Origin of the sequence: Brenneria sp. g21c3 (assembly GCF_040240345.1) — a bacterium.
Lineage (GTDB): Bacteria > Pseudomonadota > Gammaproteobacteria > Enterobacterales > Enterobacteriaceae > Brenneria.
The window spans coordinates 62,363-88,533 of the sequence record NZ_JBEIAB010000012.1; the positions used below are offsets into that span (position 1 = coordinate 62,363).

At 53.0% G+C, this 26,171-nt stretch carries 25 protein-coding genes; 8 read left to right on the forward strand and 17 right to left on the reverse strand.

Translation table 11 applies throughout. The features are described 5' to 3' along the window. Nucleotides 1–42 precede the first annotated feature (42 nt). From lapB to pgpB, 3 genes are all read right to left on the reverse strand, one after another. A complete protein-coding gene (lapB, locus tag ABRZ28_RS16750; RefSeq protein ID WP_330520959.1) occupies nt 43–1,212 on the reverse strand; it encodes a lipopolysaccharide assembly protein LapB in 1,170 nt (389 codons plus the stop codon). A gap of 13 nt (nt 1,213–1,225) precedes the next feature. Beyond that, on the reverse strand, nt 1,226–1,531 hold the full coding sequence (locus ABRZ28_RS16755) for a LapA family protein (RefSeq protein ID WP_319602268.1): 306 nt from the start codon (nt 1,529–1,531) through the stop codon (nt 1,226–1,228). A 198-nt stretch (nt 1,532–1,729) separates the two neighbouring features. After that, nucleotides 1,730–2,500, reverse strand: a complete 771-nt coding sequence (gene pgpB / locus ABRZ28_RS16760; RefSeq protein WP_319602258.1) for a phosphatidylglycerophosphatase B — start codon at nt 2,498–2,500, stop codon at nt 1,730–1,732. Between the two features lie 402 nt (nt 2,501–2,902). On the opposite strand from pgpB, the gene ribA reads away from it, so the two are divergent. Beyond that, nucleotides 2,903–3,496: a GTP cyclohydrolase II gene (gene ribA, locus ABRZ28_RS16765; protein WP_319602257.1), complete on the forward strand. Its 594-nt coding sequence runs from the start codon at nt 2,903–2,905 to the stop codon at nt 3,494–3,496. 47 nt (nt 3,497–3,543) lie between these two features. Here ribA and ABRZ28_RS16770 read toward each other — a convergent pair whose 3' ends face one another. The 4 genes from ABRZ28_RS16770 to acnA all read right to left on the reverse strand — a co-directional run bounded on the left by ABRZ28_RS16770 (nt 3,544) and on the right by acnA (nt 11,433). Then, nucleotides 3,544–5,181, reverse strand: a complete 1,638-nt coding sequence (locus ABRZ28_RS16770; RefSeq protein ID WP_330520960.1) for an ABC transporter substrate-binding protein — start codon at nt 5,179–5,181, stop codon at nt 3,544–3,546. 143 nt (nt 5,182–5,324) lie between these two features. Then, on the reverse strand, nt 5,325–6,554 hold the full coding sequence (locus tag ABRZ28_RS16775; protein WP_330520961.1) for an OprD family outer membrane porin: 1,230 nt from the start codon (nt 6,552–6,554) through the stop codon (nt 5,325–5,327). Between the two features lie 110 nt (nt 6,555–6,664). Further along, on the reverse strand, nt 6,665–8,188 hold the full coding sequence (locus ABRZ28_RS16780) for an FAD-dependent oxidoreductase (RefSeq protein WP_330520962.1): 1,524 nt from the start codon (nt 8,186–8,188) through the stop codon (nt 6,665–6,667). Nucleotides 8,189–8,757: 569 nt separating this feature from the next. Then, nucleotides 8,758–11,433: an aconitate hydratase AcnA gene (gene acnA, locus ABRZ28_RS16785; protein WP_330520963.1), complete on the reverse strand. Its 2,676-nt coding sequence runs from the start codon at nt 11,431–11,433 to the stop codon at nt 8,758–8,760. Nucleotides 11,434–11,814: 381 nt separating this feature from the next. On the opposite strand from acnA, the gene gstA reads away from it, so the two are divergent. After that, nucleotides 11,815–12,423: a glutathione transferase GstA gene (gstA, locus tag ABRZ28_RS16790; protein ID WP_319602252.1), complete on the forward strand. Its 609-nt coding sequence runs from the start codon at nt 11,815–11,817 to the stop codon at nt 12,421–12,423. A 52-nt stretch (nt 12,424–12,475) separates the two neighbouring features. On the opposite strand, the gene pdxY is transcribed toward gstA, so the two are convergent. The 5 genes from pdxY to anmK form a co-directional block, all read right to left on the reverse strand. Then, nucleotides 12,476–13,333, reverse strand: a complete 858-nt coding sequence (pdxY, locus tag ABRZ28_RS16795; protein WP_330520964.1) for a pyridoxal kinase PdxY — start codon at nt 13,331–13,333, stop codon at nt 12,476–12,478. Nucleotides 13,334–13,421: 88 nt separating this feature from the next. Then, entirely contained in the window at nt 13,422–14,699 is a 1,278-nt protein-coding gene (gene tyrS / locus ABRZ28_RS16800; protein ID WP_319602250.1) for a tyrosine--tRNA ligase, read from the reverse strand. 192 nt (nt 14,700–14,891) lie between these two features. Beyond that, on the reverse strand, nt 14,892–15,548 hold the full coding sequence (gene pdxH, locus ABRZ28_RS16805; protein ID WP_319602912.1) for a pyridoxamine 5'-phosphate oxidase: 657 nt from the start codon (nt 15,546–15,548) through the stop codon (nt 14,892–14,894). Nucleotides 15,549–15,763: 215 nt separating this feature from the next. Beyond that, nucleotides 15,764–16,072 carry an MliC family protein gene (locus ABRZ28_RS16810; RefSeq protein WP_330520965.1) on the reverse strand — a complete coding sequence of 103 codons (309 nt, stop codon included), beginning with the start codon at nt 16,070–16,072 and terminating at the stop codon, nt 15,764–15,766. A gap of 116 nt (nt 16,073–16,188) precedes the next feature. After that, entirely contained in the window at nt 16,189–17,301 is a 1,113-nt protein-coding gene (gene anmK, locus ABRZ28_RS16815; RefSeq protein ID WP_319602242.1) for an anhydro-N-acetylmuramic acid kinase, read from the reverse strand. Nucleotides 17,302–17,623: 322 nt separating this feature from the next. On the opposite strand from anmK, the gene ABRZ28_RS16820 reads away from it, so the two are divergent. Then, nucleotides 17,624–18,091 (forward strand): outer membrane lipoprotein, encoded by a 468-nt coding sequence (locus ABRZ28_RS16820; protein ID WP_319602241.1) that lies wholly within the window; start codon nt 17,624–17,626, stop codon nt 18,089–18,091. A gap of 135 nt (nt 18,092–18,226) precedes the next feature. Here ABRZ28_RS16820 and slyA read toward each other — a convergent pair whose 3' ends face one another. Both slyA and ABRZ28_RS16830 read right to left on the reverse strand, forming a co-directional pair. Next, nucleotides 18,227–18,679, reverse strand: coding sequence for a transcriptional regulator SlyA (gene slyA, locus ABRZ28_RS16825; RefSeq protein WP_319602240.1), 453 nt, complete (start codon nt 18,677–18,679; stop codon nt 18,227–18,229). Between the two features lie 161 nt (nt 18,680–18,840). Beyond that, nucleotides 18,841–19,080, reverse strand: coding sequence for a DUF1289 domain-containing protein (locus ABRZ28_RS16830; protein ID WP_319602239.1), 240 nt, complete (start codon nt 19,078–19,080; stop codon nt 18,841–18,843). A gap of 331 nt (nt 19,081–19,411) precedes the next feature. On the opposite strand from ABRZ28_RS16830, the gene gloA reads away from it, so the two are divergent. Together gloA and rnt are read left to right on the forward strand one after the other, a co-directional pair. After that, a complete protein-coding gene (gene gloA, locus ABRZ28_RS16835; RefSeq protein WP_319602238.1) occupies nt 19,412–19,819 on the forward strand; it encodes a lactoylglutathione lyase in 408 nt (135 codons plus the stop codon). A gap of 180 nt (nt 19,820–19,999) precedes the next feature. Next, nucleotides 20,000–20,671 (forward strand): ribonuclease T, encoded by a 672-nt coding sequence (gene rnt, locus ABRZ28_RS16840; protein WP_319602237.1) that lies wholly within the window; start codon nt 20,000–20,002, stop codon nt 20,669–20,671. Nucleotides 20,672–20,752: 81 nt separating this feature from the next. On the opposite strand, the gene ABRZ28_RS16845 is transcribed toward rnt, so the two are convergent. Then, nucleotides 20,753–21,103 (reverse strand): Grx4 family monothiol glutaredoxin, encoded by a 351-nt coding sequence (locus ABRZ28_RS16845; RefSeq protein ID WP_319602236.1) that lies wholly within the window; start codon nt 21,101–21,103, stop codon nt 20,753–20,755. Between the two features lie 347 nt (nt 21,104–21,450). Between ABRZ28_RS16845 and ABRZ28_RS16850 the strand changes: the two genes are divergently transcribed. Further along, complete coding sequence (locus tag ABRZ28_RS16850; RefSeq protein ID WP_319602235.1) at nt 21,451–22,299, forward strand: C40 family peptidase; 849 nt, start codon at nt 21,451–21,453, stop codon at nt 22,297–22,299. Between the two features lie 92 nt (nt 22,300–22,391). On the opposite strand, the gene cydH is transcribed toward ABRZ28_RS16850, so the two are convergent. Then, entirely contained in the window at nt 22,392–22,481 is a 90-nt protein-coding gene (gene cydH, locus ABRZ28_RS16855) for a cytochrome bd-I oxidase subunit CydH (protein WP_319602234.1), read from the reverse strand. Nucleotides 22,482–22,857: 376 nt separating this feature from the next. Between cydH and purR the strand changes: the two genes are divergently transcribed. Both purR and cfa read left to right on the forward strand, forming a co-directional pair. Next, complete coding sequence (gene purR, locus ABRZ28_RS16860) at nt 22,858–23,889, forward strand: HTH-type transcriptional repressor PurR (protein ID WP_319602233.1); 1,032 nt, start codon at nt 22,858–22,860, stop codon at nt 23,887–23,889. Nucleotides 23,890–24,239: 350 nt separating this feature from the next. Continuing rightward, entirely contained in the window at nt 24,240–25,400 is a 1,161-nt protein-coding gene (gene cfa, locus ABRZ28_RS16865; protein ID WP_319602232.1) for a cyclopropane fatty acyl phospholipid synthase, read from the forward strand. A gap of 55 nt (nt 25,401–25,455) precedes the next feature. Here cfa and ABRZ28_RS16870 read toward each other — a convergent pair whose 3' ends face one another. Further along, nucleotides 25,456–26,091, reverse strand: a complete 636-nt coding sequence (locus ABRZ28_RS16870; RefSeq protein ID WP_330520968.1) for a riboflavin synthase subunit alpha — start codon at nt 26,089–26,091, stop codon at nt 25,456–25,458. Between the last annotated feature and the right edge of the window lie 80 nt (nt 26,092–26,171).

Consider the following 26,171-nt stretch of genomic DNA (forward strand, 5'->3'; position numbering starts at 1 on the left):
TCGGCTGTTTCTCAAACCGGCGACGGCTTCAATCGGTATTGATTATTGTCCATCTAATCCACGAATAGGTTTCATGCTGGCCCAACTGCGGCAGGAAGGACAATGCCAATATAAAGACTGCGAGGTAAAACCACATTTGCGGCAGCTATAGCGCGGTTTGGTGCGGATTTGCTCGCCGACCATATCGCGCAGAACCAACAGGCTCTCTTTCGCCCGGCCGTCTTCCGCTTCATTCAGGTGGTAATCCATCAGGCGATGGAATACGCGCATGGTCGGATGCCGCTGGAGCTGACGATTGATATAGACCTGGGCCGCTTCCGTACCCTGCTCCTGTTCAATGATGTCGGCCAGCATCAGTTCCGCCGCGGCGCCGGTATTTTCCTCGACGCAGCGCGTCAGAAACGCCGCCCAGTCCTGAGGCTGCTGTAAATACTGATAGCACTCTTGCAGCATCGACAGCGTTTCGCTGACCAGCTCTTTATCCTGTTCAAGCACCTGTTGCAGCGCGTCCACCGCGCGGGCGTATTGCTGCTGCGCCATATAGATACGCCCCATCATGATCGAGACGCGGGCGCACTGTTTATCGGCGGCGGCCCCCTTCTTCAACAGGGCCAGCGCCTTATCCAGATCGTCACTGCCCATGGCCAGCAACGCCTGCTCGCAGTAAAAGTGGGCGATGTCGGCCTTGAGCGAATCTTCCCCCATTTTAACCAGCGTTTCCGCCACATCGATGGCGTTTAACCAGTCGCTGGTCGCCTGATGGATCAGCAACAACTGTTGCAGGGCGCTGCGGCGGAAATCCTCTTCGTCCACCAGTTGTTTGAGAATTTCTTCCGCGCGGTCATACAGGCCGGCGGCCATGTAGTCGCGGCCAAGCTGTTGCACCGCCAGCAAACGTTGCTCAAAGGAAAGCGAGGTGCTTTCGGTCAACGCCTGATGAATACGGATAGCGCGATCGACTTCGCCGCGCGAACGGAACAGATTGCCGAGGGTGAGATGTGCTTCAAAGGTATTGCTGTCGTCTTTGAGCATATCGAGAAACAATTCAACCGCTTTATCCTGCTGGTTGGAGAGCAGGAAGTTTACCCCGGTGACATACTCGCGCGACAGACGGTTGGATTCTTGCTCTTTGTCCTGCTGCGCACTTCTGCGGCCCATGTACCAACCATAAGCGGCGGCCACAGGCAGCAACAGAAACAGCAGTTCTAGCATAGAAAATGATTCCTTAGTGGGTGGCAGGCTGCGCTGGCGTCAGGCTTTCTTCATTTGAGGCAGAAAGTTGTTGTTCCAGACGCTTGATTTTACGTTGCGCGCGGCCTAACGCAATGCGCTGACGCAGATAAAACAGACCGCAAATTACCCAACCAAGGACAAACCCGGTGGCAAACAGTGTGGCGAGCAGCGTCGATATACGATAATCCCCTTGCGCCAGCAGATAATTAAACGTAATCGTCTGATCGTTGTGCGCACCCAGTGTGACAGAAATGATGAATATCGCCAGCACGAGTAAAAAAATCAGCAAGTATTTCACGCTCTATTTCCTGTGGTATCCCATTAACCAAATGAATTATGCCAAATTTTGGCGATAAACCCCATAAAATTCCCATTTCCCCGGCAGACAGGGAAAGTTTAGCGTCCCGATCCCGGTGTTCATTCATTGATTTTGTCAACAGCCTGACGGATGACATAACGTCATCCGCAGGAAAAAATAAGGCAGGCGAGTATTAAGTCAGTTGCGGGCCGCGTCGTCTTCCGCGGCCTGCTGTTGAATCTCTTCGCGTTGCAATGTCAGCGGACCGCACCAGCGCTGCGCCAGCCAGCAGGCGACCACCACCAGCAGCCAGCTTATCAAGGTCGCCACAACCAGATCGCGCGGCCAGTGCATGCCCAGCACCAGACGGCTGCCCATCACCGATGTCGCCCACAGCATTAATACCGCGACGGTTTTGTAATGCCGGCGCGACCACAACAGCCCTACCCCCAGTAACGCCCAGGTGGCGGCGAACATGGTATGCCCGGACGGAAACGCGAATCCGGTTTCCGCCTGCCAGTGACTGCGCAGCCAGCCGGGGATCTGCGCCTCATCGTGCAACTGCTTTTTGACCAGTTCGGCGCGTTCTTTACGCGGCAAAGAATAAAAGTAGCTATCGTCAATCTGGTGATTCTTATCCAGCCAGACGACGAACGGACGGGGTTCCTGCACCAGGCCTTTAATCGCCGATTTCGTTCCCTGACCAATCATGACCGTAATGATCATGATGACCAGCACCCCAAGCGCGGGTTTGACCCGGAAACGCAGGCACCAGAGAAACCAGAGGCCCAATATCGCGCTGGTTAAAATACCCCATGGCGATGTCACGGTTTCGGTTGTCCAGAACAACATGCGCAGCCATAGCCCCTGCGATCCCGGTTGCCATTGCCAGCCGCTGGCCCAAATAATCAATGGCATGATCAGTAAAATTACCGCGCCGATAGCGGTTCGTTTGACGATGTCGTACATCTTTTCTTCCTATAATTCAGCGTGCTGACTGCAACAATATTGTCACAATGCTAGCAAAAAAAACGACATAAGGAGTCAGTATGGCGTAAAATAGCTCTCGTTTCAGTCAATGAGCGGCCGATCGTATCAAGACGTCAGAAGCCGTGAGACGCGCTCGGCAAGTGCAATAACCTGATTTTGTTATGCCGCGGATCCGCCCGTTCACCGCGATGTCCGCCTGCTTAAGTTACCCGACCGGGTTTTGGCGTCGCGGCAGGCAGGTTTGCCGCGCTTACCGCTCGCCCTGGCAACCTGTCGGCCGCCCGGTGAAATCGTTGGGATGCGGCAATGTTTTTTGCTGGTCAAGGCCCGTTTACGGCAGTAGGATGCGCGTCAGCATTTTTGTTTTTTTTGGAGAATAACATGCAGCTAAAACGGGTGGCGGAAGCCAAATTACCCACCCTCTGGGGCGATTTTCTGATGGTGGGATTTGAAGAATTAGCCACAGGACATGATCATCTCGCATTGGTTTATGGTGATATTTCCGGCCCGACGCCAGTTCTGGCGCGTGTTCACTCTGAATGTTTGACCGGCGACGCCTTATTTAGCCTGCGTTGCGACTGTGGGTTTCAGTTGGAAGCCGCGCTACGGCATATCGCCGAAGAAGGACGCGGCGTGCTGCTGTATCACCGACAGGAAGGCCGTAACATCGGTTTGCTGAATAAAATTCGCGCTTATGCGTTGCAGGATCTGGGCGCCGACACGGTCGAAGCCAACCATCAGTTGGGCTTCGCCGCGGACGAACGCGACTTCACGCTCTGTGCGGACATGTTCAAACTGCTGGGCGTGAATGAAGTCCGGCTGCTGACCAATAATCCGCAAAAAGTAAAAATCCTGAATGAAGCGGGCATCAATATCGTTGAGCGGGTGCCGCTGATCGTCGGCCGCAACCCGCAGAATGAACGCTATCTGGAAACCAAAGAAGCCAAGCTGGGACATCTGCTGAATATGAAGTAACGCCCCATCATGGTGAATGCCAGGCGCCCCCTGGCGTTCATCCCCTCTTAATGCTTAATGATATACATATCCTTGCTGTATATATCCGCCTTCTGGTCGGGCTTGAACCCGCCGACATAAGGTTTCACCAGCTGCGCGCGCACATAATAGTAGATGGGTATCAGCGGAGCCTGCTGTTGAAGAATGTTTTCCGCCTGATGATAGTCGCTGTTACGCGCCGCCGCCGAATCCGCGTTGACCGCGCGATCCAGCAAGGCGTCGTATTCGGCATGGGTGAATTTACCCTGATTATTGCTGTTGCCGCTGCGTAGCATATCAAAATAGGTGGAAGGCTCGTTATAATCCGCCGCCCAGGACGATCTCACCAGCTCGAAATCGCCGGTCCGCATGGTGTCCAGCATGGTCTTCCATTCCTGATTTTTCAGCCGCGCCTCCACGCCCAGCGCCTGCTTCCACATGGAGCCGGCGGCGATGGCAACCCGCTGATGCGACTCGGACGTGTTGTACAACAGGTCGAACTTTAACGGCCGCTGCGCGCTGAACCCCGCCTCGGCCAGCAGCTTTTTCGCCTCGGCGTTTCTCTGCTGCTGGCTCCAGGCCGCCCATTCGGGCTGTTGGCTGGTATAACCCGCCATACCCGGCGGCAAAATGCTATAGGCGGGTACTTGTCCCATGCCCAGCACCTTTTCGGCAATCACCGTTTTGTCCAGCGCCAGATCCAGCGCCCGTCTGACGCGCGGATCGTTGAACGGCGGTTTTTGCGTGTTGAATTTATAGTAGTAGGCGGACAACTGCGGGTTCACCTTAACCTGTTCGGGCAATTCCGTTTTGAGCGCTTTGAACAGATGCGGCGGCAGCGTAAAAGTCACCTCCACCTCGCCGGCCTTGTAGCGATTCACCTCCGCCGTGTTTGACACGATGGGCAGATAGGTCACCTTGTTGAGTAGAGTATGGGCATTATCCCAATAATAAGGGTTGCGTTTAGCGACAATGCGCTCGTTGACCACCCACTCGTCGAGGGTAAAAGGACCGCTGCCGACGAAATGGCCGGGCTGGGTCCATTTATCGCCGTACTTTGCAATCGCCGCTTGCGGCAGAGTGACGACGGCGAAATGGTCGACCATCGCCAGAAAATAGGACAACGGCCGATCCAGCTCGATTTGTACCGTGCGTTTATCCAGCGCCCTGATGCCCAGCTCGCTGGCGGGCTTCTTCCCTGCCGCGATATCCGCCGCGTTGCGCACATGCATATTGGGGATATAGGACTGATAGGGAGAAAGGGTTTGCGGATCGACCAGACGCCGCCAGCTAAAGACGACATCGTCGGCGGTGAGCGGCGTGCCGTCGGACCACTTCAGATCCGCACGCAAATGAAACGTCCAGATCTGATGGTTCTGCTGTTCCCACTTTTCGGCCAGGCCGCCGGAAATGCTGCCGTCATCATGCACCGCAATCAGTTTTTCAAAAAAATCATGAATAATATTGGCTTCGACATCGCTTTCCACTTTATGCGCATCAAGCGAGGCGGGTTCGGAACCGTTGCCGCGCACCAGTTCCTGTTTTTCCGCCAGTTGCACTCCCGCAGGGACTTGCGCCGCATACAGGGCGACCGGCGTTATTGAACAAAGTGGAAACAGCAACGCGGACAAGACTTTTTTACTGCCGACGTTCACCATGAAATTCATACCCTCTCCTTATGCATCGCAGCGTTTAATTTCTGGTGAGTAATACCGCGCAAAGACCCTGCATGGCAAGGCGATCTCGGGTTAATCGCAATATAAAACCCGGCGCGGACATCCGGCGCCGGGTTTTCATCGGTAAACCGTTATTAAGTATTTCCGCCGAGAGTAAAGCGATAGCGGAGATAAACCCGCAGGTCGTCGAAATTCTCGCCTTTCTCCGCATCGATAAACGCGTAGCGCAGACGCACGCTGAATCCGTCCAGCGCGCCGGAAAAATCGTACTGCACGCTGAAATCGGTCTCGCTGACGTCTTTTGCCTGCTGGGTGGAGTACTGAAGCCGGTCGGTATCGTAATAGGCATGGAACAGATAAGCGTTAAGTCCTTTAACGCCTATCTGCGCGAAATCATAAGCGACTCTCAGCGCATAGGCCGTTTCATTGGCCCGTCCGGCGGCATTAATCTGCTGTATGATGACTTTTTCATCGCCCCACGGCACATAGAGTTCATCGTCGCCGGTTTTAGCGTAGAACGCCGTGACATGGAAACCCTGAGCCTTGAAGCCGGTATTGAAACCATATTGGTAGGTGTCGAATTCCCTGCCGCCCAGTTCCTTGCCGATCGACTTCTGAAACAACACCGACGGCGCGAAAAACAGTTGGTAATCGCCGACGTCCTTCGTGACCTGCGCTTTGAAAAAGCCGGTGTCGAAGACATCGTCCATGTGATAAAGCCAGCTTTGGAGACGAACATCGGCGAAATCGACGGGGAGTCGGTATTTCACCCCGCCGGCGACCAGATCCCGGTTAACCTCTTTGCCATTCACCGAGATCAGCGAGGTGAATCGATCGTCCCACCAGCCTTCGAACGCCGTAATATAGTAGACGGACAACGCCAGATTCTCGATGCCGTTATTCACCACGGAGAGTCCCCGATAGGTCTTAGGCAGCAGCCTGATATCATGACCGCTCATAAACGGGGTATTTATCTCCTGCGCGCCGAATTTTATGCGGGTATCGAACCAGTCGCCCTGAAGATAATATTCCTGAAGACGCGAGAAACTCTGATGCTTATTGGTGCCGACGCCCTGAACCAGACCGTAGACCTGATGACGGTCGTTGCTGCCGATATCGTTGGCGCTGGCGAAAGCGGCGCCGGCGCTTAATCCATTAACCGCAGCGGTGTTGTAGTAAAATAAAGCGCCGGCGGCCAGATCGGCTCTTTTTTCGCTTTTATCAAAATCCCTTTCGAAATAATAGCCTCGCAATTCGCCTTTCAGCGTTCCCTGTTCAAAGGCCTGTTGCAGATTGTCCGCGGCAAATGCGGCAGGATTTGATATTAATAATATCGATGATAGAAATAGCGCAAAATTTTTCATTTTGCTTCCCTCTAAAAAAGAGAAAATACCCGCCGTATACCCGCCATACTTCAAGCTGCAACTCGAATTATTTAGGGTATATATAAATACGGCGAGAGAATCGCGGATATTTATTTTATATACTTAACCGCATTTTCCGCGGCGATCCGACCCGCGTTCAGCGCGAAGGCGAAGCTGGCGCCGCCCATTTCCAGGTCGTAGCTGTCGCCGTACATACCGCCCGCATCAAGCCCGCCCGCGTATAGTCCGGCAATGGTTTTTCCCTGCGCGGTCACGACCTCCGTTTTCTCGTTGATTCTTATGCCGCCGAACGTCCCCAGCGCCCGCGGCCGCAGTTTCGTCACATAGAACGGGCCTTTTTCCACCGGACGCAAAAAGTCGGCGTTTTTAAAGAACTGTTCGTCCTTGTGGATGGCCGCCGCGTGGTTGTTATCGGCAATGGTTGCTTTCAGCACCGCGGGGTCCGCGCCGATTTTTTGCGCCACCTCATCCAGGGTGTCGCATTTGAAAACGTTGCCGTTGCTTTTGGCCAGTTCTTTATTGAACTCCTCGTCAAGTTTATCCAGCTTAGTGCCATAGGTGACCCATTCGCCTAAAGCCATCTGAATCCCCTCATTAAGAAACAGCTGTCGTGTCTGCTCGTCATAGATGGAGTAAGCCACGCCGCCGATACGCTCCAGCGCGTTGCCGGAGAACGGCCACTCGGCGATATTGTGCTCATCGGTATACCTTCTGCCGTTGGGGTCGACATAAAGATAGGGCTGAACCGCGGCTGCAATAAGGTGCGAGGTGGTGGAAAAATCAGGCAGGCCGGGCCGATAAGAGATCATGATCTCCGCCCCCTCTTCGCCCGCGCCGGCCTCCCAGGCCATCTGAATGCCGTCGCCGTCCTTACCCACCTGACCGACCATGATCACGTCGGGGAATCGGGAGTATTTCTTCAGCATTTCCTTGTTGTTGCCGTATCCGCCGGTGCCGATGATCACCGCCTTGGCGTTGACGATGACTTTTTCGCCCGCTTTATTGACCCCTTCAACGCCGACAATACGGTCATCCTTTATAATCAGCTTTTTACCCGGCGTCTGTAGCAGAATCGTGCCGCCCAGATCGCGAAATTTCTTGCTCAACGCGGCCATTACCGCACTACCGTGGTGGTAACGTTTGCCGTCAATCTCAAGCTCGCCCACCACGTGCCAGGTCAGCGGGCCGCCGAAACCGCCCACGCCGATAAACTCATAATTGACGCCGAACTGTTGCAGCCATGCCAGAGTTTCGGCGGATTTGAGCACAATCGCGCTGACCAGCGGCGCGTTGGCCCGCCAGTGGCTGTAATTCATGATCGCCTGGAAAGCGAATTTCCTGGATACATCAATGCCCTGCCTTTTCTGCATCGCGCTTTCGGCGGCGAAAATACCTTCGGCGAAATTAGCCGAACCGCCGGTAATGGCCTGTTTTTCCAGTATAATGACCTCAGCGCCGAGCATTTTTGCCTGTACGCCCGCGGCAAGGCCGGTTCCTCCTGCGCCGACGACGACAATATCGGTGTCGTACACCTTGTCCGCATAAGCCGGGAGCGAGAGCAACGCGCCAATCAGCGCGGCAAGCCATGTCCTGATAGACAATAAATGTTTCATGAGACGACCTCTCTTGATAGATATGATGTAGCTTCCTGTTACCGGCGCTTGACGCCTGTTCAGCCTTTATTTTTCAGCCGCTGCGGCGTTGGTTTATTTCATTAACCCTGCAAACGTCATGGAAATATATCCGGCGCCATATCGTGATATGTCGAAGTCTATTGCCGTAGTTATTGATGGTTTGTGGTGTAAAAAGAATGAGATTTATATCTGGCTGGCATCAAAAGGAAATGGACGATTGAGAGCGGAGACATCCCTGTTAAGTGGTGTACAGGCGCGCTATCGTCCTAAGACTATCCTGCCGACATCCGACAGCCAGTGCGCCGAGAGGCTTCAGGCCCCGCATCAGCGTGAGAACAGACTCGCCGCGCTATCACGCAAGATAACCAACTCTCGTCGGGGATCACCTTAGCGCAGCGCAAAAAGGGGAACTGTGAACAGGGTCATTAACCCCGTGAAATACCCGACACGAAATGATCGGAATTTGATCCAACGCGGATGTTCCCGCATTGTCTGCCCGCCTGCGCCGCGCTAGCGGGCCTAACCGCCAGCGCAGTCTGAACACGCATTCACAGCATATTGCGGATCACATAATGCAGAATGCCGTCATTCTGGTAATAGGTCAGTTCATTGCGGGTATCGATGCGGCAGCGGGTGTTAATCACCTGACTTTGCCCTGCATTATTCGTCATAACGACCGCCACCGTCGCGCCTGGGGTTAACTGCGTCAATCCGCTAATGGATATTTGTTCCTCTCCGGTCAGCATCAGCGTCTTACGGGTTACGCCTGGCGGAAACTCCAGCGGCAGGATGCCCATGCCGATAAGATTGGAACGGTGAATACGCTCAAAGGATTCGGCGATAACCACGCGCACGCCCAGCAAGCGCGGCCCTTTCGCCGCCCAGTCGCGGCTGGAGCCCGAACCGTATTCTTTCCCCGCCACCAATGCCAGCGGCACGTTTTCATCCTGATAGCGCATGGCGGCGTCATAGATCGTCATTTCATTTTGCGACGGCATATGCCGGGTATAGCCGCCTTCCTTGCCCGGCACCATCTCATTGCGAATACGAATATTGGCAAAGGTGCCGCGCATCATCACTTCGTGATTGCCGCGCCGGGAGCCGTACGAGTTGAACTCCTTGGTTTCCACGCCGCGATCCAGCAGGTAACGCCCCGCCGGACTATCGCGTTTGATATTTCCCGCGGGCGAGATATGGTCGGTGGTGACCGAATCGCCCAGCATCGCCAGAATGCGCGCGTGATGAATATCCCGCACCGGTTCCGGCTCTTTTTTCATATCGAGAAAAAACGGCGTATGGCGGATATAGGTCGACTCCTGCGGCCATTGATAGGTGGGGTTGTCATCGACCTCAATCTCTTTCCACTCCTGCGTTCCTTCGAATACGCCGGCGTATTGTTTATGAAACATATCGGCGCTGACGTTCAGGACGGCCTCGGCCACCTCTTTTGCCGAAGGCCAGATATCCCGCAGGAAAACCGGATGCCCCAGCCGATCCTCGCCCAGGGGCTCACGGGTAAGATCGATATTCATATTCCCCGCCAGCGCATAGGCCACCACCAGCGGCGGCGAGGCCAGCCAGTTGGTTTTTACCAGCGGATGAATGCGCCCTTCAAAATTGCGATTGCCCGATAGCACCGCGCCGACCGTCAAATCACCGGCCTTAATCGCCGCTTCGATCGGTTCAGGCAACGGCCCTGAATTACCGATACAGGTGGTGCAGCCGTAGCCCACCAGATCAAAACCCAGCTCGTCAAGATACGGCGTGAGCCCGGCTTTGGCGTAATAATCGGTGACCACCCGCGATCCCGGCGCCAGCGAGGTTTTCACCCAGGGTTTGCTCTTCAACCCGCGTTTTACCGCATTTTTCGCCAGTAACCCGGCGGTCATCAGCACGCTGGGATTGGAGGTATTGGTACAGGAAGTGATGGCCGCGATAACCACCGCGCCCTGATACAAACGATGCGTCTCGTCGTCCAGCGTAAACGCTTCATACTCCGAACGGTTTTTCACCGCATTGATATCCAGTTCCCGGCTGGCCTCGAATGCCTGCGGCACGCCGGCCAACGGCACCCGATCCTGCGGGCGCTTAGGGCCGGCCAGGCTGGTTTCGACGCTATCCAGATCCAGCGCCAACTGGCTGGTGAAAACCGGTTCATCGCCGGTATTGCGCCACAGACCCTGCCGCTTGCTGTAGGACTCCACCAGCGCAATCTGCTCATCGCTGCGGTTGGTCAGGCGCATATAATCCAGCGTGATTTGATCGATGGGGAAAAAACCGCAGGTCGCGCCGTATTCCGGCGCCATATTGGCGATAGTGGCCCGATCGGCCAGAGGTAAGTGATCCAGACCGTCGCCGTAGAACTCGACGAATTTGCCGACCACGCCGTGCTTGCGCAGCATCTGAGTCACCGTCAGCACCAAATCGGTCGCGGTGATCCCCTCGCGCATTTTACCGGTCAGTTTCACGCCCACCACATCCGGGATCAGCATGGAGATGGGCTGGCCCAGCATCGCGGCTTCGGCTTCGATCCCGCCGACGCCCCAACCCAGCACGCCGAGACCATTAATCATCGTGGTATGCGAATCCGTGCCGACCAGCGTATCAGGATAGGCCATCAGCTTATCCTGCCGCTGTTCAAACCACACCGCTTTCGCCAGGTACTCAAGGTTAACCTGATGGCATATGCCGGTTCCCGGCGGCACTACCCGGAAGTGACTAAACGCGGATTGCCCCCAGCGCAGGAACTGATAGCGTTCGTAGTTGCGCGCCATTTCCAACTGGGTGTTGTCCGACAGCGCCTGGTCGTCGCCAAAGCGGTCGACCGTCACCGAGTGGTCGATAACCAGGTCGACCGGCGACAGCGGATTCACTTTATTCACATCGCCGCCCAGGCGATCCACCGCCGCGCGCATCGCGGCAAGATCGACGACGGCGGGTACGCCGGTGAAATCCTGCATCAGTACGCGCGCCGGACGATAGGCGATCTCGCGCTCGATGTGTCCGGTTTTCAACCAGTCGGCCACGGCCTGCAAATCGTCTTGCCGGACGGTCTCGTCATCCAGATAACGCAGCAGGTTTTCCAACAATACTTTTAATGACTTGGGTAAGTTATCAATCTCGCCTAGCTGACGGGCCGCCAGGGACAAACTGTAATAGTGATAGGTTTGTTGCCCTACTTTCAGCGTATCCAGACACGTATCGCGAAGAAAATGAGATGGCATGCTTCCTCCCAAAGTGAGCTGATTAATCATTATTTTTGTCGATCCGCTGTTCAATACCCGGTCTGAACATGCGGTCTTGTTTAAAGATAACACAAACAAAAAATAACGTTTTTGTAACAACAGAGATAAACGTAATGATAGCTATAGGCTATTGATCAGGGCCTGGAAGAGGAGTTTTAGCTGGTGATAAATTAAGTAAAGTTAGCGGCCGTTTTGGCCGATAATAAAAAGGCTAACCGTTAGCTGTTTGCGGCAACGAATGTTTAGCTGAACGCCTCACAACCTGATATTGCGATATGTAGTCAACGCCAACGAACCGTTTATTTTATAAACTACAGCCCATTCTTGGGTGGATAAAATAATAATATCAAGGGGTTATGTATGAAGCTGTTTTACAAGCCTGAAAGCAGTTCTCTCTTTGCTCATATTGTCTTACTGGAGTCCAAGTTGGACTTCAAACTTGAAAAGGTGGACCTCAAATCCAAGAAGACCGAGCGCGGTACGGATTACCTGTCAATCAACCCCAAAGGGCTTGTACCGGCTCTACAGCTTGACGATGGGAGCGTGCTGACGGAAGGCGTCGCCATTGCTTTGTATGTGGCCGATAAGGTTCCGCACTGTAATCTTATCGCGCCGGTGGGCAGCATGGCCCGCTATCACACTATCGAATGGCTGAATTACATCTCGGCCGAGCTGCATAAAAGTTTTTCCCCGATCTTCCGACGCAGCACGCCTGAAACCTATAAAGAACTGATTATTGAGTACTTGCAGGTAAAATTCCGCTATATCAATCTCGTGCTGAGCGAACAGAAGTATCTGACGGCCAATCGTTTCAGTATTGCCGACGCCTATTTGTTCACCGTGATGCGCTGGGCGCAGTCATTGAAGCTGGACATGTTCCGCTATCCCGCCCTGTCCGCTTATCTTGAGCATATCGCGGAACGGCCTTCGGTAGTGACGGCGCTGAAGGTGGAGAGACTGAAAGGCTAAACATAAAGAGCGCGGTAACGCCGCGCTCTCTTTTGTTCTCATCGCTGAGCGCTTATAAGCGCACCGCCTGGAAATGATGGCGCGGATGCGCAATACCGTCCTGAGCCGCCACCAATTGCAGCTCGTATTCATTCATTTCTTTCGTCATCAGCATCACGTCGTAAACCGCTGCGGTGGTATGCTCCAGCGCTTTATCCAACGCGACCCCTTTCAGTAAATTCACCAGCAATAACCCGCTGGTCAGATCGCCAACGCCGACGGGCTGACGATCAAACTCAATCAGGGGACGGCTAATGTGCCAGGCATCCGTCGGCGTCACCAGCAGCATTTCAAAACTGTCATCACGATAAGCCGCGCGGCTCAGGTGTTTAACCAGTACGATTTTCGGTCCTTGCGCGCACAAGGCTCTCGCCGTTTCCACGGCTTCCTGTACATTATGTACCGCATGGCCGCTGAGCTGCTCTAATTCGGGTAAATTCGGCGCAATCACATCCGCCGCCTGCAAGGACTGACGGCAATGAAAGTCCGATACCCCCGGCGCGACGATACAGCCTTTCTCCGGCGATCCCATAACCGGATCGCAGAAATACAGCGCCTGCGGGTTCGCCGCTTTAACCTGACGAACGATGCCCAAAATATGTTCGCCCTGTTCAGGCGAGCCGATATAACCGCTCAGCACCGCATCGCAGCTGTTCAATTTACCGATATCCGCAATCCCCTGCACAATCTCGGTCAAATGCGCGGCCGGCATGACGCATCCCGTCCAGTGACCGTACTGCGTATGGTTGGAAAACTGAACCGTATTCAGCGGCCAAACGTTTGCGCCCATCCGCCGCATGGGAAACTCCGCCGCGCTATTCCCCGCGTGTCCAAAAACAACATGTGACTGAATGGATAGTATATTTTTCATTAGATATGACTCAAATCCTTGCCGGCGCAGTTGCGCGTCAATAACCGCTAAACGAAACAGGGCGCTGGCGCGCCCTGCATATCTGAACTTAGGCTTTCCAGCAAATCAGGCAGTAGTGCTTTTTACCCCGACGCAGCAGGGTGTAACGCCCGAACAGGCGATCGCCGTCGCTAAAGGTATATTCCGCGTTGGCCTGTTTTTCACCGTTGACCGTCACCGCGTTGGAGGAAATCATGGTGCGGGCCTGGCCCCGTGACGGCACCAGCTCCGCGCTGACCAGCGCCTGCTGCAAGTCCGCGTTTCGCTCCAGCTCCACCATCGGCACGCCATCCTGCGCCAATTGGGCGAAATCATCCTCGGTCATAGCCTGCAATGAACCGGAGAACAGGCTCTGCGTAATGCGGCGAGCCGCGGCCAATCCCGCTTCGCCGTGAACCATACGGGTCACTTCCTCAGCCAGCACATATTGGGCGCGCGGCGCCTTGCCGCTGTTTTTATCCTCGTCTTCCAGCGCGTCAATCTCGTCCAGACTCAGGAACGTGAAGAATTTCAGGAAGCGGTAAACGTCGGCATCCGCGGTATTAATCCAGAACTGATAGAACTTGTAAGGACTGGTTTTACTGGCATCCAGCCAGATTGCCCCGCCTTCGGTTTTACCGAATTTAGTGCCGTCGGACTTGGTGATCAGCGGCACGGTCATACCGTAAACCTGCTTCTGGTTCATTCTGCGGGTTAAATCAATACCCGAGGTAATGTTGCCCCACTGATCGGAACCGCCGATTTGCAGTTCGACATTATGCTGTTTGTTCAGGCAGGTGAAATCATAACCCTGCAACAGGTTGTATGAAAATTCGGTGAAGGAGATGCCGACATCGTCACGGTTCAGACGCTGCTTAACCGCTTCCTTATTAATCATCTGGTTAACAGAGAAGTGCTTGCCGATGTCACGCAGGAATGTCAGCACATTCATTTCACCGAACCAATCATAGTTGTTGGCGGCGACGGCGCTGTTTTCACCACAGTTAAAATCGAGGAAGGGCGAAACCTGACGACGGATCTTCTCAACCCATTCCTTGACGGTGTCGGTGGTGTTCAGTTTACGTTCCGTCGCCTTGAAGCTGGGATCGCCAATCAGACCGGTGGCACCCCCGACCAACGCCACAGGCTTATGCCCCTCAAGCTGGAAACGTTTCAGGCAAAGCAGCGGAACCAGATGCCCCAAATGCAAGCTGTCAGCGGTGGGATCGAAACCGCAATACAAAGCAATTGGCCCTTGCGCCAGTCGCTCCGCTAACGCTTCCTCATCCGTCACCTGGGCGATCAAGCCCCGCTCTTGCAATTGTTTAACCAGGTTACTACTCGCCATCGATAACTCCATTTGTATGCAAAATATCGTGTTATATGCAAGGCAAGCTAACTTGCAGTTGCACTTAAAATTGTTTTGTACCCGTCATCTTGGCGATTGCAGCATGGTTGTCCGCAACGCAGATGGCGCGAAATGACATAGGATAAAGCGCTCACCGCGGGAGCGCCAGAGTTTAACGAGGATAATTCAAGATTAGGGCGCTAAACGATCAACTTGCCAGCCGTCGCCCTGTCGTTGGTAGAAAAACCGGTCATGCAGGCGGTGTTCCCCGCCCTGCCAGAATTCCATGGAGTCGATGGCGACGCGAAAACCGCCCCAGAAACTCGGCAGCGGCACCTCGCCGCTTTGGAATTTCTGTTTTAGCTCGAGAAATTTGCTTTCCAGAATGCCCCGGGTCGAAATACGACTCGACTGTTTGGAAACCCAGGCGCCGATCTGGCTGTCTTTCGGCCGGCTATGAAAATACTTCAGCACATCCAACGCGGGCAGCTTTTCGGCTCGTCCCGATACCATCACCTGCCGATCCAGCATATGCCAGGGAAACAGCAGGCTGATTTTCGGATTATGCATCAGATGCCGCGCCTTACGACTGCCCATATTGGTGTAAAACACCATGCCTTTTTCATCATAATGTTTTAACAGCACAATGCGCTGATACGGCTGGCCCTGTTCATCCACGGTCGCGACCGACATGGCCGTCGGATCCGCCAGTTTCGCTTCGCAAGCCTGTTTAAGCCAGCGCTCAAACAAATCCAGCGGATTATCCGTCAGGTCGCTGCGGCGCAGTCCTCCACGGGTATACTCGCGGCGCAGATCGGCGATATCGGTTTCCTGCAAGGGAGGGGTCATATTTGAAGGGGTGCTTTCCTGTGTCATAGTGTCATGATGTCCTGCGGTGGCGATAACGAGTCCGAAAAGAAAGAGAATGATATTATTCTGCTCCCCTCCCTGGAAAATCTCAATCAACGGCGACGCGAATAACCCATTGTCAGGTCAGCGACAATTCATGCGCCAGCGAGGAAAGTCATGGGCTGAAACCCGGTCGCCCTCACGCCAGAGCGGCCCTAGCGCAAAATACAATCATCCACAATCACCCGCTCCCCGCGCTGAATAAAAGCTCGGTCGCCTTTGCTCCAGAAGGTATAGGCGCCATCGCTGTATTTCGCCCCTGAAGCGGAAACCGTCTGCGGCAAAACATGGCGATCGCCATCAAGAAGAAAACTGACCTGAGAGGACGATTTGCCGTCCTGTTGCATCGTTACCGTAAGCGGCATCGTGCCGCACTGGTAAGACAAGATTTTAACCGGCTGTTGATGACTGAAATAACCGCAGCCGCTTAATAACAGCGCCGCCCCTGCCAGCAGTGGTTTCATTATTTTTCTCCCGTTGTTCCGATATCCGCGAAATCCGCTTCGCCTGACTCGCGTCATACCCTTCCCTGACATCAGTTTAACAACGGGTTGATTAATCAAATGTAAGTAAAATCCGATTAGTCCGTTATTACCGGATAGATAGCGCCCAGCACGGTCTCCTGGCTCGCCCCCGTTACCGACGGCAAATTCCCCGGTAAACCGGACAGCGTACGCGCCGCCAACCAGGCGAAAGCCAATGCTTCCATGTCATCGCCGCTGACGCCGAACTCATCCGTCGTGCTGACCTCAATACCCGGCAGCAATGCCGAAAGTCGCGACATGATCAGCGGGTTGCGCGCGCCGCCGCCGCATACCAGCAAACGTTCGCAGCCGCCGATTAACAGCACCTGATCGGCGATGCTGCGCGCCGTCAGCTCAACCAGCGTCGCCTGCACATCCTGCGGCGCTATCGAAGGCAGGCCGGCCAGCATGTTCTCCAACCAAGCCAGGTTAAAATATTCACGCCCGGTGCTTTTCGGCGCGCGCTGCGAGAAATAGGGATCGGCCAGCATACGGCGCAACAGCGGCGGATTCACCTGCCCGGATAGCGCCCATTGGGCATCCCGATCATAGGGTTGGGCGCAATGACGCCAAATCCAGGCGTCAGATAACATGTTGCCTGGTCCGGTATCATAGCCGCGCGGCACGACGCCCGGCACCAACAGCGACAAATTGGCGATGCCGCCGATGTTAAGCACGATGCGCCGCTCAACCGGATGCAGCAATAACGCATGGTGAAATGCCGGCACCAAAGGCGCGCCCTGCCCGCCATAAGCCAGATCGCGGCGGCGAAAATCCCCCACGGTGGTAATCCCGGTCATCGCCGCAACACGATTGTTATCGCCAATCTGTAGCGTACAAGGCGCCTCGCCATTCGGCTCATGCCAGACGGTCTGCCCGTGGCAGCCGATCGCCGTGATATCGCGCGCGCTCAGTCCCGTTTCTTTCAGCAACGCCAGAACCGCTTGCGCGAACAGTATGCCCAATTGCGTATCTAAACGCCCGAATGCGGACAGCGTGACCTTCTGTCCCTGGCACATGCCCAGTACGGCCTGTTTGATTGCTTGCGGTATCGGGTGACTGTAGCTGGCCTGCTGCGCAACCGTATGATCATCAATCGCCGCCATCACCACATCAATACCGTCGAGGCTGGTGCCTGACATTACGCCAATGTATCTGCCTGATCTCATCTCACGACCTTTTCCGCTGAGGGATAAATAATACGGTCACCTGAAAAGCCGACCAAAATCAAAATAGCATTTTAAGGCACTGAAATATTATATTTTTTGTGTTTTGTTATCGCGGTTGTCATTTTGTTAAAATATGACCCGTGGTTGCGATTTAAACAAATCCGCTTCTCTGTTTATGGTCTATGTAAGAACACTATTATATTCTGCAAAAAAGAGTAAAAAGAGTGGAATGGAACGTCAAGCCAGACCATACTTTATAGGTATATATTCGTCGGCCGAGGGTGAACCAACCCGACATATCGCCATTACAGGAGTGTTAATTATGATGAAGCGTTTGCTTGTGGTTACGCTAGCGGGTGTCACACTGGCTGGCTGCGCCAATACCAGTACGCTTTCAGGAGATGTTTACAGTGCCTCCGAAGCCAAACAGGTCCAGACCGTTACCTACGGTACGATTGTTTCAACGCGTCCGGTACAGATTCAGGCGGGTGAGGATTCCAACGTGATTGGCGCGCTGGGCGGCGCGGTTCTGGGGGGATTCCTGGGTAATACCATCGGCGGGGGCAGCGGTCGCGGACTGGCGACGGCGGCGGGCGCCGTTGCGGGCGGCGTCGCGGGTCAAAGCGCGACGGGCGCGCTAAATCGGACTCAGGGTGTCGAGCTGGAAATTCGCCGGGATGACGGCACCACCATCATGGTCGTGCAAAAACAAGGCGACACGAAATTCAGCGCCGGCCAACGTGTGGCGATGGCGAACAACGGCCGCAGCATTACGGTCTCCCCACGCTGATACGTAATAATAATCACCACCCGCGCGGTGGTGATTACTATCAATAATCAGACCTCTTCCCCAATAGCCATCAGCCATCAACTGAATAATAATACTGGGATTTATTATTTTGCCTCAACGCGACCCAGGTCGCCGTCAAGGTTGACTCTCTGTCGTCTGGCTCTCATGTAATGCCAGTATATTGTGCTCCAGGCGCGAGATCAGCAAAGCTAATTCATCGACCTGCTCCGGCGTAATGCCGAATAGAATTTCGTTGCGCGTATGGTTAATTACGCCATTGACCGCTTTCATTATCGGCTCTGCCGCATCGGTAAGCACGATGCGCTTTGCGCGCCTGTCGTGTGAGCATATGTGCCTGGTAATCAATCCCTTATCTTCCAGTTGATCCAATGTTCGGACTAATGACGGCTGCTCGATCCCTATAGCTTTAGCCAGCTGAATCTGTGATTGTCCCGGCGGGAGGTGATAGATGTAGTGTAGAGTCACCCAATGCGTCTGCGTCAATTCCAGTGGTTTTAACCGATGATCAATCAAGGCACGCCACACGCGCACTAGACGAGCTAAATCAGATCCTAATGGCAATTCCATAAACTCTCCTTATAATTAGCATGCTAAGTTATATCCCTGGATTGCAATCAATTCTGATTTATAAAAAATAGAAAAGTGTCTTTTATTATTTTGAAAAAAAGGATTCTACCAAATTAAATTCTTTTAAAAATGATCTTAATACTTATTTTATTCAGCCAACGTTAAAATAAAGTCGGCTGTTGAGGTTCTACCGGCTGCGTTGTCTTCTCCATACGCTGCTGACGCCTCATTCTTTGCCTGCACAAGCGTAGGACATCCTGTTTCTGCGCATCGCTCATTTGCCCCCAGGTAAAGCGCTCGTTTCGGCTGCGAAAACAACCACGGCAAAAGCCGCGATCGTCAGCCTGACAAACGCCACGACATGGGTTAGGAACAGCAAAGAGTTCAAGTTGCTCAGGCACTGTACCTCCGTCTAGCTCTGTTTATTGAAGCCTTGTTCTTCCCCGCTGGCAAGCCTTTGCTAAAGCGAACGACAAAAATATCAGCTAATCTTTGTAATTTCAGATGATTCTCCTGCGCTATCCGCTAATGTCTCCTTATAGATTTGTCTATTTTTAATCCACTGGGGTCAAATTCGCTCATGTTTACACCCATTCGGCATCAAAACCTACTGGCGTGACCGCGCGGCCAATAACTTGGACTCGCTATAAGCGCAACGTTATAATTACATTCTGACAGATTTTTTCACCCGGTTTGCAGTCAACCACAGTAGCCAATGAGGAAATTGAAATTATGCGCTTACTTCACACCATGCTGCGTGTTGGTAATTTACAACGCTCTATCGATTTTTATACCAACGTATTGGGTATGCGTCTGCTGCGTACCAGCGAAAATACCGAATATAAATATACGCTGGCTTTCGTCGGTTATACCGAAGAAAGCGAAGGCGCCGTCATAGAATTAACTTATAACTGGGGAGTGGAGAGTTACGATTTAGGCAACGCCTATGGCCATATCGCGCTGGCCGTGGAGGATGTCGCCGCAACCTGCGAGAGCATTCGCCAGGCGGGCGGCAACGTGACCCGCGAGGCAGGGCCGGTAAAAGGCGGCACCACCATCATTGCATTCGTTGAGGATCCGGATGGTTATAAAATCGAACTGATTGAAAAATCACAGTCCGGTCAGGGGCTTGGTCATTAATGTGCTTCGGGCGGCCTGATTGATGCCGTTAGCGCAAAGATCAGGAGAAAGATGGTGAGAGATTCCACCGCGGCGCCTCTCACCGCGGATGCGGGAAGCGGCGGCTTTTCTCCGCTTACTGCATCTCCCGCCAAAATTTGCCATAATACGCGCTGCATTTTGCTAAAGATTAAGAGACTAATGGCTGATAAAAATGACCTGAACGCCCTGAGTGGTCGTTTCCGTGGGTTTTATCCGGTGGTGATAGATGTCGAGACCGCCGGGTTTAATGCTAAAACCGATGCCTTACTGGAAGTTGCGGCAATAACATTAAAAATGGACGCTGATGGTTGGTTACAGCCAGATGAAACTCTACATTTTCATATTGAGCCGTTCGAAGGCGCCATATTGGAGCCCGCCGCGCTGGCGTTTAACGGTATTGACCCCAGCAATCCGCTGCGCGGCGCGGTCAGCGAATACGAAGCGCTGCATGAAATTTTCAAAGTGGTGCGCAAGGGCTTAAAAGATCAGGGATGTAACCGCGCCATCATCGTGGCGCATAACGCGACGTTTGATCACAGCTTTATGATGGCCGCAGCCGAACGTTGCAGCCTGAAGCGCAATCCTTTCCATCCTTTCGCCACTTTCGATACCGCCGCGCTGAGTGGTCTGGTATTGGGCCAAACCGTGCTGGCCAAAGCCTGTATCACCGCGGGCATCGATTTTGACTCCAGTCAGGCGCACTCCGCGCTTTACGATACCAACCAGACGGCGCTGCTTTTTTGTGAGTTGGTCAACCGTTGGAAACGCATGGGCGGCTGGCCTATCGTTTTTAATGAAAATCAATTAGAGAAAACGTCCACCGCGGACTAAGCCGAACGCGCAAAAAAAAGGGTGACTTTCGCCACCCTCTTTATTTCTCTTGCAGAAAACGGTTATCCGCTACGCGTCGGATTATTCCTGCCCTTCCTGCTGGGATTTGTATTTATCCGCCGTTTCTTTGATCAACTGCTGCAATTCGCCACGCTGATACATTTCAATAACGATATCACAGCCGCCGACCAATTCGCCGTCGACCCACAGTTGGGGGAATGTCGGCCAGTTGGCATATTTCGGCAGTTCGGCGCGGATATCCGGATTCTGTAGGATATCGACATAGGCAAAACGTTCGCCACAAGCAGACAACGCCTGTACCGCCTGAGCGGAAAATCCGCAGCTAGGCAATTTAGGTGAACCTTTCATATACAGCAGGATCGGGTTTTCAGCGATCTGGCGCTGAATTTTTTCAATTGTCGTTGTCGTCATTCTCTTGCTTCCTTAAACCTTTAGGATGGCTAACGTCATGTTCATTAACCACGAGCATCTATCAGATGAGCCACTACAGCGCCATCCACTCAATGATATTGTACCGATGGCGGCGACCACAAAAAAACGCTATTTTTTGTGTGGGTATGCCTTTACCCTATCACAAACGACAAATGATGAAACTCACAGTAGAAATCGATGACAAATCGAGCAGGGCAAAACCCCCCATTAACTTTTTTTCACTATTCTGTTCGAATAAAGAGGCCGCGCCCACTTTTTTATCATGTGGTTTTCGGGAATACTGTGCGCACTCAGTGAGTTAATAACGATGAACGACCACGGCTATCATGCGCTTGTTTATTACCCTTTTTATCCTGTTTTTCAGTAACCTATTCCTGAATATCGCCCAGGCGGCGCCGCATACGCCGAATTTACCGTCACGAAAGGCCAACGTAAACATTGAGGACGATCACAAAAAAAATCCGCAGGCGAAGAAAAATAACCAGAAAGCGTCCGGCGCGGCAAAAGTAAAAAAAACCAAAACGGATAGCGGCAAAACAAACGCCGCCACGAAAAAAGTTAAAGTCATCCACCTCGCCAGGCACAAACAGGCGCCGACCCCATCGCGCACGAAAAGCGACACGCCGGCGTTAGTCAGGAAAAATCTCAAAAAATTGCATTTGGCAAATGAAGCCCGTTATGCCTCCTCGCGCGCCAAAGTAAAAGTTGGTGTAAACGGCGACGGAACGGAAAAAGCGTTAACGCTGAGCGAGGCGCATAAGAAACGTTATCAGCACGCCAAATTAACCGCGATGAATAAGCTGATGGACCAAGTGGGTAAACCCTATCATTGGGGCGGCGCATCGCCCTTTACCGGATTCGACTGTAGCGGATTGGTTTATTACGCCTACAAGGACGTGGTAAAAATCCCCATCCCCCGCACCGCCAATGAGATGTACCATTTGCGCGACGCGGCCCCGATCAAGAAAAGCGAACTGGAAAGCGGCGATTTGGTTTTCTTCCGCATCAATAACCGCGGCGCGGCCGACCATGTCGGCGTGTATGTAGGTAACGGGAAATTCATTCAGTCGCCGCGTACCGGCTCAGATATTCGCATCAGCAAACTGAGCGAAGATTACTGGCAGGATCATTATGTCGGCGCGCGTCGCGTCGTCACCCCGCAAACCATTCGCTAAGCCGCAACGACGAAACGATCAGAAGGAAATCGGGCGCGTTTTCCGTTGAAAACGCGCCCGATCGGATGGCGAAAACGAACGCTTGGTTTCAATTAATTCAATACGGCGGCAAAACTAAATACGACAACCAGCAACAGCGCCCCAACGGTGGCCAGCAGCGAAATCTTCAGGTCGGCATCCATCGGTATCTCCTTTGCGTATAAGAATTATCAGAAGAAAATATTGACCCTCTTTAGCGCCTTGCATTCAACATCGGGCTAAAGCGGCATCTTGTATAACAATAGCCGCTGTTGCCGGGTTTGCCCGAAAAAACTGAGGGCGGCGTATCACTAATAATATAAATTACTGCTTTCACTTTTCTGTCAAATCGGACAAAATTCGCTGTTTGACGACACGCCGCGTATTGGTCGAGAAAGTCCGCCTTGCCCCTTCAGGTATAACATTCGGCATTCTCCTTCTAAAATTCTGTTTTTTTATCTGGAAAGAGAACGTTAAACGCAGGCAAACGATTAACAATATATATACGACTGTAATGAGTCGGTTAGGAGTCACTTTTACATGGCAACGATCAAAGATGTGGCAAAGCGCGCAGGCGTTTCGACCACAACCGTATCGCATGTGATAAATAAAACACGTTTCGTCGCCGAAGAAACCAAAGCCGCCGTCAGGGCCGCCATCAAAGAATTACACTATTCGCCCAGCGCCGTGGCCCGCAGTCTTAAAGTGAATAATACAAGGACTATCGGTCTGTTGGCGACCTCCAGCGAAGCGCCCTACTTTGCGGAAATCATTGAAGCCGTTGAAAACGGTTGCTACGCCAAAGGCTATACGATGATTTTGTGTAATTCGCATAACGACATCGATAAACAGCGCGCCTACCTTTCCATGCTGGCGCAAAAGCGCGTCGACGGATTGCTGGTGATGTGCGCGGAATATCCGCCCGAACTCCTTGCCATGCTGGAAGACTATCGCAGTATTCCGATGGTGGTGATGGATTGGGGACAGGCTCACAGCGATTTTACCGACACCATTATTGATAACGCGTTTGAAGGCGGTTATATGGCGGGCCGTTATCTTATCGAACGCGGTCACCGGGAAATCGGCGCCATTCATGGCATTCTTGAGCGCAATACCGGCAGCGGACGCTATCTTGGCTTTTTAAAAGCGCTGCACGACGCCGATATTCAGATTCACGATGAATGGATCGTACGGGGCGACTTTGAACCCGAATCCGGCTATAAGGCGATGCACCAGATTCTGGCGCAGAAACATCGTCCCACGGCGGTTTTCTGCGGCGGGGATATTATGGCCATGGGCGCTATCTGCGCGGCGGACGAACTGGGGCTACACGTTCCCCAGGATATCTCGGTCATTGGCTACGACAATGTTCGTCATGCCCGTTTTTTCACCCCGGCGCTGACCACCATCCACCAGCCGAAAGAACGGTTGGGACAATCGGCCTTATCGATGCTTTTGGACCGAATTACCAGTAAGCGCGAAGACGCCCAGGTTATTGAGGTTCATCCTTCGCTGATAGAACGTCGTTCCGTCGCCGATGGCCCATTCCGCGATTACCGGCGTTATTCCTGAGCACCCACGCATTTATCTGCCGCTATACCCTCTAGCCGCTACGCTGCTTCAGCCAATTTATGCTTGTACCCTGGCTGAAGCAGTCCTAAACTGATCAGCAATTCGACGACAACAACCATATTAATCTCTTTATTCACTATCCTTATATAGTGTGAGCGCATATTGGATGTGCGCGTTTATTTTAAGGATGAGTGCCTCTACGTATTTGCGTACCGGCTTTTTCTCTTCATTTTCCTCTTGTTATTCAGAGGGTAGACGATGGGTGATACCCACCGATGCCGATAATGGGTAAAAAATTGTCTATGCTTTCCTTGCAGTTTTCACCGTGAGCGGCAAGGTAGGGAGAAATTATGAGTTCATCGTGTATAGAGGATGTAGAAGGACTGGAGAGCCATGGCAACTCCTGGTTTCAAATTGTGCGTGAAATGCTGGACATGGCCGATATCAAAATCAACGGCTCCCGCCCTTTTGATATAAAGATTAAAAATCCCGATTTTTTCAAACGCGTGTTGCGTGAAGGCTCATTAGGATTGGGTGAAAGCTACATGGACGGATGGTGGGAATGCGAACGACTGGATATGTTCTTTCACCGCATATTACGCGCCGGTCTGGATAAAAAAGTCCCCCATCATATGAAAGACATTTTGCGCGTTGCCGCCGCAAGACTGATCAATCTGCAATCCAAAAGACGCGCCTGGATTGTCGGCAAAGAGCACTACGATTTGGGCAACGACCTGTTTTCGCTGATGCTGGATCCTTACATGCAATACTCCTGCGGCTACTGGAAACAGGCGACCACTCTGGAGCAGGCGCAGGAAGACAAGCTGCAAATGATCTGCGAAAAACTCCAGTTGCAACCAGGAATGAAGCTATTGGACATTGGCTGCGGTTGGGGCGGACTATCCGAATTCGCCGCACGTCGTTATGGCGTGTCCGTCATCGGCGTCACCATTTCCAAAGAACAGCAGAAACTGGCCCAGCAACGCTGTCAGGGTCTGGACGTCGAGATTTTATTACAGGACTATCGCGATTTGGATTTGCAATTCGATCGGGTGGTGTCCGTCGGCATGTTTGAACACGTGGGTCCCAAGAATTACAAGACCTATTTTCAGGTCGTTAATAAGAACCTTAAGTCCGACGGATTATTTTTACTGCACACCATCGGCGCGCAAAAAACCGACTCTAAAGTCGATCCCTGGATTGATAAATACATATTCCCCAACGGTTGCATTCCCTCCGTCCAGCATATCGCGCGCGCCAGCGAACCCTATATGGTGATGGAAGACTGGCACAATTTCGGCGCCGATTATGATCGCACGCTGATGGCCTGGTTCGAGCGTTTCCAGCAGCATTGGCCCGCGCTTGCCGACCGTTACTCCGCGCGTTTCCGCCGGATGTTCAGCTACTACCTGAATGCCTGCGCCGGCGCGTTCCGCGCGCGGGATATTCAGCTCTGGCAGGTACTTTTCAGTAAGGAAGGCGTTGAAGGCGGGATACGCGTTCCGCGTTAATCGTTTGGCCCTCGAACCGCCCGCGCAATACGCCGAGCGGTTTTTTGTTGAGCGCTTATTCTTCGCTGGACGGCTCGCTAACTCCTCGGTCGGCCAATACCCGTTCTACCGTATCCACCACGGCCTGAGTTTGCGGGTCGATTTCGATATTCACCCGCTGCCCCAGTTTCTTTTGTCCCAGCGTGGTGCGATTTAGCGTTTCGGGGATCAGATGAACGCAGAAACGGCTGCGGGTGACGTCACCGACAGTCAGACTGATGCCGTCAATGCCGATAAAACCTTTATGCAACACATACTTCATCAGCGACTCGTCCGCCAGGCGGAACCAGATCTGATGGTTGTTCTCCGACACCAGGATCTTCACCACTTCCGCCGTGCAGATGATATGACCCGACATAACGTGTCCGCCGATCTCGTCGCCAAACTTGGCCGCCCGCTCAAGGTTAACGCTGTCGCCTTCGGTAATATCGCCCAGGTTGGTCAACCGCAGCGTTTCCTTCATCAGGTCAAAACTAACGCGATCGCCATTGACCGACGTTACCGTCAGACAACAACCATTGTTGGCCACCGAAGCGCCAGGCACCAAGCCCGGCAATAACTCAGGCGGCAATTGAAGAACGTGTGTGCGAAAATTGACTTTTTCATCAATAGACACCACCGGCGCGGTGCCTTGAACAATACCGGTAAACATACGGCTTGCCTCTCAAAGAATGCTGTAAAAGAAATGAGTGCTAAGCGATACGGGTAACAACTCATTGCTGATTAATATTC